This is a genomic window from Pseudomonas sp. PDM26, from assembly GCF_019219185.1.
GTDB lineage: Bacteria > Pseudomonadota > Gammaproteobacteria > Pseudomonadales > Pseudomonadaceae > Aquipseudomonas.
The window spans coordinates 323,628-337,586 of the sequence record NZ_JAHUWC010000001.1 but is presented as its reverse complement, the minus strand read 5'-3'; the positions used below and the strand labels follow the sequence as shown (position 1 = coordinate 337,586).

6 protein-coding genes are annotated in these 13,959 nt (G+C 55.1%); 1 reads left to right on the top strand and 5 read right to left on the bottom strand.

Going from position 1 to position 13,959, the window contains the following annotated elements:
* The first annotated feature begins 17 nt into the window (after positions 1-17).
* The gene (locus tag KW849_RS01510) at positions 18-1,349 is read left to right on the top strand and encodes a DUF58 domain-containing protein (RefSeq protein WP_218427041.1); all 1,332 of its coding nucleotides are present in this window, start codon (positions 18-20) and stop codon (positions 1,347-1,349) included.
* 70 nt (positions 1,350-1,419) lie between these two features.
* Here KW849_RS01510 and KW849_RS01505 read toward each other — a convergent pair whose 3' ends face one another.
* The 5 genes from KW849_RS01505 to KW849_RS01485 all read right to left on the bottom strand — a co-directional run bounded on the left by KW849_RS01505 (position 1,420) and on the right by KW849_RS01485 (position 13,790).
* Positions 1,420-1,968, bottom strand: a complete 549-nt coding sequence (locus KW849_RS01505; protein ID WP_218427039.1) for a hypothetical protein — start codon at positions 1,966-1,968, stop codon at positions 1,420-1,422.
* Between the two features lie 99 nt (positions 1,969-2,067).
* Positions 2,068-6,663, bottom strand: coding sequence for a neuraminidase-like domain-containing protein (locus tag KW849_RS01500; RefSeq protein WP_218427037.1), 4,596 nt, complete (start codon positions 6,661-6,663; stop codon positions 2,068-2,070).
* Between the two features lie 145 nt (positions 6,664-6,808).
* Complete coding sequence (locus KW849_RS01495; protein ID WP_218427035.1) at positions 6,809-11,932, bottom strand: Tc toxin subunit A; 5,124 nt, start codon at positions 11,930-11,932, stop codon at positions 6,809-6,811.
* 873 nt (positions 11,933-12,805) lie between these two features.
* Positions 12,806-13,165, bottom strand: coding sequence for a PilZ domain-containing protein (locus tag KW849_RS01490; protein WP_218427033.1), 360 nt, complete (start codon positions 13,163-13,165; stop codon positions 12,806-12,808).
* Between the two features lie 250 nt (positions 13,166-13,415).
* Positions 13,416-13,790 carry a tol-pal system YbgF family protein gene (locus tag KW849_RS01485; RefSeq protein ID WP_218427031.1) on the bottom strand — a complete coding sequence of 125 codons (375 nt, stop codon included), beginning with the start codon at positions 13,788-13,790 and terminating at the stop codon, positions 13,416-13,418.
* Positions 13,791-13,959: the final 169 nt, after the last annotated feature.

The following is a 13,959-nucleotide window of genomic DNA, read 5'->3' as shown; positions in this document are numbered from 1 at the left end:
CTGCACGGTGTTACACCATGAAACCCTCGCGCCTGCTGTTGATCTGGCTGGCACTGCTGCTGGTTATCGGCATCGTGCTCGGTGCATTGCGGGCGCTGGACGTCGCCGTACCTTCGAGCCTGTTGTCGATCAACTGGGGATTGCTGCTGGCGCTGCTGGCCCTGGCAATACTCGACGCCATCCGCCTCCAACGCCTGCCCTCCCCCCGCGTACGACGACAAATGCGTGGCAGTCTGGCGCTGGGTCGCTGGAGCGAAGTACGACTGGAAGTCGTGCATGACTTCCCCCAACCACTGAACATTCAGGTCTTCGACCATGTGCCCAACGGCCTGAGCTTCGAAAACCTTCCCCTGTCGGTCGAACTTCAGCCTGGCCAGCACAGCGAGGCTGGCTATCGCCTGCGCCCGCTCAAGCGCGGCCACTTCACCTTCGATCGCTGCGAAATCAACCTGCCAAGCCCATTGGGGTTGTGGTCCGGCAAACGTCTGCTCAGCGTGACCGACCACACCCGCGTCTACCCCGACTTCGCCCGCCTCTACGGCGGCCAACTGCTGGCGGTAGACAACTGGCTCAGCCAGCTCGGCGTGCGCCAGCGACAACGACGCGGCCTGGGCCTGGAGTTTCACCAGCTAAGGGAGTATCGCGAAGGCGACAGCCTGCGCCAGATCGACTGGAAAGCCACCGCCCGCCAACGTACACCGATCGCACGGGAGTATCAGGACGAACGCGATCAACAGATCATTTTCATGCTCGACTGCGGCCGGCACATGCGCAGCCAGGATGATGAGCTGTCGCACTTCGATCACGCGCTCAATGCCTGTCTGTTGCTGAGCTACGTGGCGTTACGGCAGGGCGATGCGGTGGGGCTGAGTACATTTGCCAGCGAACAGCCCTTTTATCTCGCTCCGGTGAAAGGCACCAACCAGCTAAACGTCTTGCTCAACAGGGTCTACAACCTGAACAGCACACAACGCAACGCCGATTATCAAGCCGCTACCAACCAACTACTGGCCCGGCAAAAGCGTCGAGCGTTGGTGGTGCTAATGACCAATCTGCGGGATGAAGACGATGAAGAACTCATCACGGCCGTTAACCGGCTGAACAAGCAACATCGGGTTCTGGTGGCAAGCCTGAAAGAAGGGGTACTCGACAGTCTGCGAGAGGCGCCGGTACAAACCTGGTCCGAAGCGTTGAGCTATTGCGGGACGGTGGACTGGTTGAATGCGAGAGCCGAACTCCATGAGCGGTTGAGTGCCCATGGAGTTTCGGTAGTGGATGCGCGACCAGACAGATTAGGGTCAACATTGGTCACGCGATACTTGAGCTGGAAAAAAGCAGGCACGATATGAAAGCGTATCCACTTTTTTGCTGAGGCTTTCCAATGACAAACAATGGCTCGGCCCTCCTCTGCAACTTACGTTACACAGCTACCAAGGTTTGTCCTTCATACAGCTTGCCGTCGAGATTAATGCGTGCCAGCTGGAGAGGCACGAGGTGCAGCTGCACGTCGACGTCAGTCATACGCAGCCCCGACGAACCACTCGAGGCGGATCCATGCATCTCAACGGCGATAGTTTTATCCGCTGCCACTACGCCGTCGATCGCAAAAGACTCAAAGGGGTTCCAGTCGGCCAGCGGCTTGCTGGGGGGTTTTCCACTTAGATCAATAGGGATTTGCTTGCCAATGCCGGTTATTACAAGGACTTTGGAGTTTTCACCTTCCCCAAAATTTTCATACTGAAAGGCTATTCGATAAGTCGCCCCCTCCATCTGCGCGTCGGTAAACACGGCGGTGTCGAATGCCTGAGCAACGATCGCCTTCCCGTTCATCATCAAATAGTTACCATAATCAGGGTCTTCAAATGTCCTGGCTGCGCCCTGCCCATCATGTTTCCAGGGTGTATTCCAACCCGAGGAGAATCGTCCGTGCAAAATAAAATTCCGGCCTCTGATTTCGTCGTCGCTCATGATGCGTTCACCTCGATTGATCAAATTTCCCAGAGTCGCCATCGCGACCCGGACTCCCTGCCAACACGCGCCCCCGTTAACCGTCAGGGACACCCACCATCAATCACCTAATTTATCCAGAACCGCCTCGGTGTAAGCCGTACCGCCGACTTTGGCGAGATAACGCACCTGCACAATGATGTCCGTCAGGCTGTCGATCAGCTTTTCCTGTTCCGACGTTGTAGATCGTGGCAACTCAAGACGCCAACGCGAAACCGCGCCAGTACCTTCAAACGGAAGGTAGCGTTCATCACCAAATATCAACTGGAAAACACCGGAATCATCCAGGCCGTGACTGATGCCCACCTGCTGGTTGCTACGCAAATTGAGCAAAATACCGGCGGGAGGTATTTGGCCTTTGTCGCCATACAAGTATTCAAGCGAGTCAACGTCGGCTTTGTACACTGTGGTACTGCCGGTCTGCGTCAGGATTGCGCGAACATCCTGGTAAGGGCCGAGCACCACCGGAAGAGACAGTGCGACGGTGGTTATCTGTCGGCAGTAATGACCGGGGTAGTCACTGTCGAACAACTGCTGGGAAAACTCGAAATCGAGTTTGCCTTTCTTGAGATCGGTTATGACCGACTCCCAGTTTTTTGTCGGCGTCCCTTTTTCGAACAACTGACGCAGGGAAATCGTCTTGGTCAGTTCCAGCCGACGTTCGTTACGCTCAAGGAACATGCGCTCCAGACGCAGCAGGTCAAGCAGCATCGACTCGCCTGCGCTCAGGCCATGGCGGTGATCCATCCAGACATTGGGTCGAATGACCTGCGTGTCGAAGTCGCCCATCTCGTACTGCCAACTGGCTTCGGCGCTCAGGCACAACCCCACCACGGCGTCATAGGCCTGGAAGTACAACGTAGCCATCTGGCTGAGCAACCAGCGGTAGAGTTCAACGTTAGTGGCCCGGGTTTTGTAGAATGAATAAATTTCCTGGGCCTGCTCATTGGCTTTTTGTGTTTGAACCAGGCTGGCTCTTGCGGCATTGAGCGTGTGCTGCTGGGCGGTGAGCTGTTGTTGGACGACCAGCAATTCGCTTTTCGCCTGGGCTTCGGCAAAGCTCCACTCTTCACCTCGGCGTAGATAAAAAGCGGCTCGCTGCGAAGCTTCACCCGCCGCATATAACAACGCGCCACCGATCGTCAGTCCCGTGCCAACTGCTTTGAGAGGTTCCCCACGCTCACCGCCTTCAATACCTGCCAACCCGGCAGGAAAAGGGCCCACAGGCCCAGCGAGCGCTTGCTCCTTGATCGTTGCATTGATAACACTCCCGGCAGCGTGAGGAATGATAGCGGCTGCCCCCATTATCTTGCCGGCCAGTGCGGCGACATCCCCAGCTATTTCCGGCGCCAACAACGGGTTCCCATTGAGCTGCTTATAGTGATCGGCCCGCTCTTGAATCATGGCCTGGCTCTGCTCCAATCCTTCCAGCGAAGCCTCCAGTTGCTTGATGGTCTCTTCCTGAATGGTTTTGGCATGCGCCCCCAGTGCAATGACATGGCTCTGCTGCAGCTCCTCAAGCTGTCCACGATCACGCAGTTCCATCAACTGACGCACCTCCCGACCAAACCCGATAAGGGTTTGCACCGCGTTTTGTGCTGTGGATAGCAAGGTACGGAAACGATAATGCGGGATGTTCTTCCACCCTCCCGCGTTGCGCATTGCCCCCGAAGCACCACCCGCCTGTGCTCGCAACAAATCCAGTGGATTGGTCGGTGGGGCATACAGCGCCAGCATCATCGGTTTGCCATCGATGGTCAGGTTATGCCGCATGTTCCACAGGCACTCATCGATGTACTTCCAGGTGTCCAGCAGTTGATCGTTGGTGAAGGGGCGAAAGACATCTTCCAGTCCTAACACCTCGAAATCTGGCGTTCCCTCCACTCGCGCCGGCAGATTCGCGACGTCGACCTCAAGTGATCGTGCGAATGACTCCAGTGACGAGACACCGGCTTTTTCGGCGCTGGGCTTGAGAATGTCGAATGCCGACTGAGGCTTCCAGTGGCTCATGGCTTTTGCTGTGGGTGCCGGGCCCATCAGCGACAAGGCGCGCACGTATTGCAGTTTCGCCGCCGTCAGGCTGTCGCGGGTCAACCGCCGATAAAACGAATCGGCATGGGCAATGATGCAGCGCACATAACCCATGAAAATGGCTTTGCGATAGTGAATCCGCTTCGAAAAGGCAATGGCGTCAGGGTCCACCAGCCCCTTGGCTTCAAAGCCGATATCGCCTTGTTCCAGCAACGGACGGCAGAGCCAGTAGCGCTCGCTCGGGTCCGTTTCTCCCGGGCGTGGCGTCCGGATATGCGGGTTGAAAATGTATTGATACCATCGCTGCGACTCATGGTAGTTGCGCTCCTCGCATAGACGATGGGCGACGAGGAACGGCAGATGGAAGAACAGTTCCCAGTAAAAGGTGCCGTGGGCGCTGTTGAAATCGATGGGCGTTTTTTGCGGATTGGCACCCGTTGGTGACGGCTCGAGGGTGTCCTGGGTCGCCCGGGACAATACTTCGTCGATAGAAATCGCTGCCTTGGCCACCAGCTCCGGTCCGAACAGCGAGTTGAGCCGTATCCATGGCAGAGCGGTGATACCCAATGGCCGAACATCAAGAAATTGAGCACCTGTGGCCTGCTTGCTGATCAGCGGTACGTTGCTGGCATTGGGTACTTGTTTGATCTCGATGTCATAGCGGTCGCGGCCATAACGATCGTCAGCATTCGCGCCCCATACGACACTCAGCTTTTTACCGACAGGGTCTCCCGTCCAGCGATACTCAATCCAGGGCGTTTGGAACCACCCATTCAATTCAACGGTTTTCTCCCAATCGCCAGGAACAACCGTTGCGCCATCCATGACTTTCAAAGCCATCCCAACGATCTCGGGCTTTTTAAACATCGAAAGCACGTTTTGGCTGTTGGTTAACGATTTGTAGACAGCACCAATCAAGACTGAAAACCCGGCACCACCTCTGATGTGACCGGGCTGAAGTAACCACAACGTTTCCAGTTGTTGAGGTGTCAGCATCACATTCTTGCGAACAGATACCCATTCGCCATCCGCTGTAAATTCAGCTGCTTTGAAAGTCTCTATCGCGACAGGCTTGCCATTCAAATCATCAAGACATAAAGAAAAATCAAATCCGGTAGTTGATTGACGGAAACAGGTAAACTTAATGCCTTTGGTGCCAACCCTGGAAATTTCGAAATACGTAACAAACGATGCCACATTCTCTTTCACGACAATGACAATGTCTTTCAGATCAAACTCTGGCCGGGTGAGATCGCAAACACCTTGCACCTGTAATACGTTAGTTGTTGCCAATACACCATCAACCAAGCTTTGTCGGCTGCTGAAGTTTATATTCGTTGAGATAAACTTGCTCAGTATTCCATTCCGGGTGTCTCCAACGGCTGCAACACCTGGAGCCGGCACAAGCGTCTGTGTCAGTACAGCCGCTTCGCTGAGCAACAGTTTATGTTGCAAACCAGACTGATTGGAGAAGCGCTGATTGGCCAATATTTTGAGGCTTGCAATATTTGGAACTTTTGGTTCAAACAATGCATTTCTTGCCGCAAAGATCCATCCGTGCTCTTTCTCATCCTCGGCGGCGGCCATCTGCCCGGAAGGCAAGTCTGTTGTGGTAAAACACACAGCCAAAAGATCATCTACGTCTTTTCTGATACCGGCATAGGTCACGACTACCAAACGAGAAGATGCCTCGGACGCCTTGGCAAATTCCTTTTTCCCAAGACTCACGGGTGTCGACCATATTCCGTTCACGGCAAGGTAAGAGAGTTTGACCTCAACCTGCCACGTACCGTCCACGATAACCTCGTTGCCTTCGTTGTCCTTATCCTTGCGGTCTGGGGCTTTCTCGCCCTCGACCTGAACCACCATGAAACGCCCGGCGAAAAATACCGGCCGCATCGCCAACACGGTTGCCGAGGCGGGAATGCCGATGGGCTTCCACTCAGTCCAGGCCGCGGGGTTGAGGAATTTGCTTTCGCTGTTTAATTCAACATGGGCCTTGCGCCAGAAGTAGCCAAATGGCTGCACCCTTTGCCGGCCAATAAAGTAGTAATCGGCATTTTTGAAGTTTTTTCCCTTTGCAATTTCCGCGCTGTCGATACTGTCGATATACGCCGATATCAGATCGAGATTGCACACTTCTTCGAAACCCTTCAAATGCTCGAACAGGGCCATCTGCACGGCTGCATCGCTGAGACTGGCTTGCCCGAGGTTGTTCTCCAACTCTTTGAACGAATCGGATTTGCGCAGACGCAATGTCGGTTTTATCCAGTTTTCCGGATAATCGAGAAGCATCTGATAACCAGCCCAGTCACTGATATTGCAATAGCGTTGATGCCACGCTACCAATTCGTCGTTAGTAAACTCTTCTGTGTGGCCAGGTTCCAGACCGCTGTACACAGCGCCTATGTATTGCTGGAGGCACGCAATGGCTTCAGCCAGCTCAGACGTTTCCAGTTCCTGGCCTACCTGACTGTCCATTAACAAATAGTGATACAAATCATCAAGGGATGTCAGCTTAAGCGGTTCAGTGACACCTTGATTCGGTGCAACTTGCCCAAGATAAAAATCTGCCAAGGCCATGCAGCGACTTTCTTCCAATGTGCCAATGATGGAGTTATCCACTTTTTACGCTCCTAGAATGCAGCATGCGCCCGGCAGTGCCAGCAATAGAGACACAGCTGAATATTCAAAAAGAAAACTTCAAAGCGGCGATACCGCGGGCATCACCTAATGACAATTGTTCCTTTTTTAGCACCCGTTAACACTTTTAGCCTCTGGCAATAAACGTCAACTTATAGGCCGGCGGCGCCCAATCGGACACTTTTTTGCCATCAACATAAAATGCAGCGCCACACGAGTAAGTGCCTGGTCCGAAGTCTGATTTGAACTGAACTCGCCAGCGACCATCTGCACCGACCATTCCCTGTGCATAAATAGTGGCTTCCGATCCCTCTTTGACAAGGCGTAGCTCAACACCTGGCATGCCCGTCCCCTCGATCCACGTCCCGACCCTGACGCTGCTGTTCGAGGCGGGGCTTGAAATTTTTACCTTTTCAACAAAGCTGCCATCAACACTCACCCGCACATCCGGCGCCCACGCCTCAGTGGTGTCGATATGTCGCTGCTTGACCGAAAATACATGCGGCCCCGTCGACAGCGGTTCGGTAGTCCTTACGGACCACTTACCATCATTGCCCACGCTGGTCCTGGCCAGCAGCGGCCCCTCCCGACCTTCGAATACATAAATCTGGGCCGATGGGTTGCCCGTACCGTTGAGCAGCGGTTGAACCTCCACCTTATCGCCGTTGACGGGATACACCAGAGCCGGTGGTGGCGCATCCAGGCGACCTGGCAACACCAGCCGCTGATTGAGCCGATTACAATAAAAAGTCAGATCAAAGCTACCGTTACGAAGATCCCTGCAGTCGATGTTCCAGCTGAGGGTTTTGTCTTCGCCGATTACCACGTAGGCACCGGTTGGCGGGTCGAACATCATTCCCAGCCCCTTCGCCGAGAACTCACTGCTCCAGGCCAGCATCGCACGGGCGTCTTTCAGATCGACCGAGCCCGGCAACTCGATATCGAGCTTGTAGGTTCGACCTCTGATAAACGCCAGCGGCTCTTTGGCGGTCGCGTGACTGACAACAGCTCTCGTCGTCGTGTCGGTCAACGTGAACGTCCAGTCAATGGCCGGCACCACTTGAAGAGCGAAGGTGCGCCTATCCTCTGTTTCCTGGCGAATGGCGGTCACCACATAGTCGCCTGCCGCATCGGCCTCGAAGGGATAGGTCGAACGCCCCGAGGCGTCGGTTGGATAGTTGTCCGGTGTTGATGTTGTGCCATCCGGGCCCATGACAGTCCACCAGACCGGACAGTTGGCGATCAGCCTGGCCTGGTTATGTGCCTCCTCCCTGACCGTTACCCACAACAAGGTCGGTGTACCCGCACCCGCCACCGGATAGAGATACTCTGCTGACTCTCCGTGAATCACCGCTGCGCTGGCCACGTCGACTTCAAGTCGCTGCTCGTCCATTGTTACTTTGGCGATGTAAGTGTGTTTTCCTGCTTCAATACCCTGCACGGTGAATTCCGCGATTCCGTGTTCAGTAGTGGTAACCGTGCCGATCGGCTCTTGTCCGATATCGGAATACAGCTCGACCTCCACACCCGGCGACGGTTGCTTGCCAAGCCCCACCACATGACAACGAAGCACCAGAGGTTCCCCGTCAGCAGCCATCGACACCACCTCAAAAAACTTGATAGCAGGGTTGTCGACAAAGGTGATGTTGTTGATCACCAATGAATCCTTGGTGCTATAACTGGCGACCAGGCTCGCTTTACTCACGGGTTCGACGCTTCTGACCCTGGTTCTGGCGATACCTGCTTCGTCCGTGATCGCTAACAGAGGATCCGCGACGACACCCCGTCCGGCAAACGCTACCGCTCGTCCAACACCAGGGTTGTTAAAACGATCCGCAAGACCGACATACACCGGAAAGAAAGCACTCCCACCAGCCAAAAAGGTATCGTCGAGCTCGGGATCCGGTGTGCTATCCAGAGAAAAGCCCAAGGTGGGCTCGTCACAATCGACAATGATTTTCGGTGCATAAACCACTTGAGCCAGGCCATAGGTGCCTTTGACTTGCACCGCCCCCATCCACGGCCCCTTTTCCGGTTTGAAGTGAATCACCGCACGGCCTTCATGATCGGTAGTGGACGTATCCTCCAGCAACCCCGGACGATCACAACTCCAGGACACCGTAATGTTGCGCAAAACCTGGTTGGTGAGATCACGCAACGTGAGTACGATCAACGCGACTTGATTGGCCACATTGGCAATCAGGGTGTCGTTGGTGCACCTGATTTCGTGCGTCACACTTTGCCCCATCTCACCGATTTCCTGAGATTGCCCTTGAACCGCTGACTCTGACAAACATTCCAGCACGTGTTCTGCTGCGTTGCGCCAGGCATACTTGTCGCTGTCGGGCGTGAGTGCCCCCAATCGAATAATGGCCTTTGCATCCAGCCCACTGCGGGTCGCAAGCTCACGAATGCGCAGCAGCGTGTCCAGGGTTGTCAGATCACGGACGATCGGCATCGATGGGACCAGATAGAGAATGCACTCGAGCACCTCTCTGACCCCCCACTTCAGCACATCAGCCAGCTGGGTTGCCGCTGAATCACGAATCAGCCGCATATCCTCCGGTGTCAGGACGGCCGGAAGCCCATTGACCAGCTCCATGTAATGCAAGAGTTTTTCGGCAGGCTGCCCGGCGTGTGTAACAGCTCGCTGAAAAAGCGTCAGTTGATACAACGTGTTAAGGGTAAGTTCGTCTGGATTCCTGAGACCGAACCACATCCAGTTCTGTCGAGCGGTCAAAGCCACCAGCATCGCCGAGCTCAACGAAAGTTTTGCAACGACTTCGGCTCGCCGTATCAGGTGCGCCAGCAGGTTCAGCACATCATCACCGACATTGACCTTCTCGGCGCCTGAAGTGACCGCGCCCAGGGCCCGAGTGGTCTCCATCAGCAACAGATAGACGCCGCCCGTGTTGACCCATTTGAGCAGTGGCAGTATCAGGTCCTGCGACAGGCTCAAATACACCGACAAACTTTCCTGGACCACTGCGCATTGGGCATCCCTGGCCTGCAGCACCAGCGCCAGAATGACCGTGCGCACCCGATCGACATCGGCTTGCGGAACATCTGCCAACATCACCGCCGCTTGAATCTCCGCAACGGCCCGATCGTAATCGTTCTCGTCGTTGGGAAGGTTCCACACCAGACCATCGCGATCTACCAACTGATCAAGCAGCGACAGCCAGCCTTGCGCATTCATGTCGTTACTTTGTGGCACGCCCGCCGCTTGAAGCGCCTCCTCGGTAAGCCGCACCGGCTGCAATCGGGTGTGAATCTCTTGCAGCAAAATAATGTCCGCTTCGGTTGCCATGGGCGGGGCAATGACAGGGGCCACATGCTGCACCAGCCAAGGCACGCTCAAGTTGTTTTCCTGTGCCCATTGCACGCACGATTGCACCGCATGCATCACACTCAGTACATCGCCGATACCGCTGGTGCCGGTTACCACCAGACGAGCCTCGCCGAGTACTCGTTCGAGCACCTCACTTGCCCCCCTCTCACTTAAGGTTTCCAGCAATGCCGCCAGCTCTATTGAACTGATGCGCAAAAAAGACGCCAGCAATACCAGGCGGTAAAAGGAAGAAAGTATGGGCAGGCTGCGTTGCAGTTCGTCCCTCAGGTCGTAGCTCTTGGCTACGAAGCGTGCGAGATAGCGCCAGGTCTCCTGGTTGATGCCCAGGCTGCTGCAAATCTGATCGACGGTGCGCTTGTCAGCGCGAGTTTGCGGTTCGATGGCGAAAAAGCCGTCGTCCAGTTTCAAAGGTGTGTCGAACAACGCCTGAACGTTGAAAATCCGGTCGAACTGTGAAAGTTCCTCACCGCGCCCGTAAGGGGAAATTTCATCAATCAGTGCGCCAAACTGCTCGGCGGTACACCCGAACCGCAGACGAAACTCCTGGAAGAGGCCGATGGCTCGAAGAGTATTGTTGCTAATCCTGAACGGCTTGGCTGCCAACTCGCGCTTTCGGGATTCGGAACCAAGGATTTCACCCCGTAACTCAGCATTGAACGCGGCCATGACCAGCCGATCACACTGGTCTGGGGGAAGATTCAGCCAGCGGCTCAGACGCAACATGCGGTTTATCCGGTCAAAGCGGTTGAGGCTGTGATTGATGAATTTTCGCGTCCCGCCCCTGACCGGAGCGGACAGATCCATTGCCTCAACGTCACCATAGTTGATGAAGACCGAACCAAATGTCTTGGGTGACACCGGCCCCACGATCACTGTCTCCATATTCGCGGAGCGCGTCGGCGCGTATTCTTCAATGGATAACAACGAGGTCAATGTGTTCGCATCAATCGAGGTCTGGGCGCAGAAGTGCACCGAATCCAGCAAACTCGCTTCAAAGGTACCAAAGTTGTCTTTGTAGAATTTTTGCGCTTGGGTCGCAACAAAACTCTCGGTCAACAATCGCTGCCCTTGCGGCCCGATATTGCAAGACTGATGAAGTGCAATATCCGAAAGATCACCGCGAGCGCCTGGCTGTTTGAAGTAGGGAGCGCTCAGATCGATGGACCGCACCACTTCACCCAGCGATAGTTCATTTTCTGCCAATACCAGCTTGTATTGCTCGGCATACCACTCGAAAGGCATCGAGCGATGCGGAAAACGTGTTTCCAGCAAGGTGTCGTCGACGACTTGATCCTGCTGCAATGCGGTAGCCAAATACGTTCTGATGATGCTTTCCAGCACTTTATTGACCAAGGTGACCGTCGGTTTGATCTGAAACATGCTGGTTGTATCAATGACGAAATTAACGAGATCCGGGCGCCGGGTTTCGAATGTGATCAGCCCTTCACCGCGCTGCGCTCGAGTCTCCAGATCCCGGGCCAGGATTACCAACCGCAAGAAATACGCCGCCGGGGAAATGCTCGAATCCGGGCTATGTGAGGGGCTGGCATTTTCCCAGTCAGGGTCGAACAAGTCATCGAAGGTGGGGGTTTTCACCAACGCCCGGATACCGGTACGATGCAGCGGATTGGCAGGTCCCGGCCTTACCAGACGCTGCTCGCGAAATTCGCGCGCGGTGTACACCGCCAGACTCATGGCTTTGTCCAGCAGCACTTGCGCCTGTCGACTGTGCAGTCCGAACGCATCAACCACACCCTGACGTCCCATTTTCAACATCTGGAAAACCGTGCCGCCCTCGTTGATAAAGCTCTCGTAGTTGACCTGGATAGAGTGGTCGAGGGAGCCTGGTGCCAACTCGAAAAGTTGCTTGAGGGGTGGGTTGAAGTAGTCCTTGCTCATCATGAATCTCCAGCAGGCCAGGGTGTGCGCTCTAAATACTCCTGAAAGCGGAAGAGCGATTGCTTGCCGTTTTTTTACGCGGAACCATGGGGGAATCACATCTGTCATTTGTGACAGTTCGGACGAACGGTCAGCGACAATCAGGTCGGCTGGCTTTAGTTCTCGGGTGGGGTCCGCACATAGAAATCTTTGATAAAGACCCAGTCTGAAGTTTCGTTGTTCGAGCCTTCCCACCACTTTGCACAGGCGTGTACTTCATGAGGCCCCGGCTCCAATGGTTGTGCAAACCGGTTGTCAGCAACCAACAAATTTTCGAATTCTGGCCCCTTGTAATAAATGTGGCATATGAACGCTTTCGCCGGGTAATGCCCCCCCCGATCCCGGGCGGAGTTCGAAAGGCACGGGGGAATCGTAAATTCCACCGGGCTTGGGGCTGATGACGTTAGGCAGGCTGATGTCCACCCGCGGTTGCGAATCGTCCTGTAGCTTGGCCATTTTTCCAATCTCCAATCATGGAACAGTCCGTTGTTTGACCCGGTTATAGCTACACCGCCCGTTGGCGAAAAACACCTGTAAAAGTTGACAGTTCCGATGAAAGGCAGAGTGGTACTTCAACGAAAAACGGTGCCTGTTTACTTGCAATGGCAATGACTGCATGGCCTTGGGCCGTTACTTTAGTTGATTGAGTTGGAGTTGTTGCTGGTGGAGAGGTCGCTGGAAAACGAGCAAGCGATCAAGCGATCAAGACGATGTAACAGCAAGATCAAAAGATCGCAGCCTGCGGCAGCTCCTACATCGACCGTGGTCACCGCATATTTTGCGTATGGACACCGGTCCTGTAGGAGCTGCCGCAGGCTGCGATCTTTTGCGGTGTCAGGCTGACGCTGGCAATGGCTGAAAACTGAAATACAGCTTCAACGCCTCCACCAACTGCCCATACTCCGGCGGTACCCGTTGCAGGCTGAACCCGGCGTCGTAATGGTGGGGGGTGGCGTCTTCATGGCACCACAGGCAACACGCCTGCACATCGATGACCTGCAAGATGCCGTCACTGACGGGGATTTTCAGGCGCAATTCGAAGTCTGCGCCGAGCATCATCGGCCAATGGCTGATGAGCATCAGCCCGTCTTCGCAGACGTTGCCCAGAAAGCCAATCGGTTTGTCGGTGACGCTGTTGAACACTCTCAAAAAATACGGCAGTTGATGCCGCTCGATCCGGCGGTCAGTGAACATGCGCAATTCGCCCAGCAAGGCCCTTAAGCAGGACCGCACTAATGCTTCGGAACGGGCCTGCCTGCCTTTATCAAACAAGAGCCAGGCAATGGGCGCGCTCTCCCCGATCCCGGTGCGACAGTCCATGAACCGCTGCCGCTTACGCCTGCCGATCACAGGTGTTACGTCGATTTAGAAACCAGGCTCTAAACCGGTTTATTCGACTATAGCTCACCACCGCCGGCCGGCCAGCTATAGATAGCACGTGCGATCAGAACTGCGTCGGACGCACCGCGGCGGCACTGCGGGTCGGGTAGTGGCCCAGGCTCTGCAGGGTTTCCAGACGCGCGCGGGCGCGGTAGGCGTACTCGCTTTGCGGATACGAAGCGATGATGAATTGGTATGTCCGGGCAGCATCGATGAACATTTTCTGCCGTTCCAGGCACTGGCCGCGCATCATCGAGACTTCCGGCCACACGTAAGGCCGCGCGCGGCTGTCGCGTTCGACCTTGGACAGTTCGAGCGTCACCTGCTCGCAATTGCCGCGTTCGTAGGCGCTGTAGGCGTTATTCAAATGATGGTTCATCGACCAACGGGTGCAGCCCACAACACTGAGGGCAAGGACGACTATGAGCACGATTCGCATGGGGGTTCTCCTGTCTTGAGCTCTGTATCGACCCGTGAGCGAAAATCTTCAGGCTGCCTGCAACCGAAAGTATTCGGTTAAAGAAACAAGCGAATAAGTAGTGCAAACGAACAATGACTACAACATCGGAGCGTAGTAGCCTCACTCAGCGCTTGAACTCAGGAGTCAT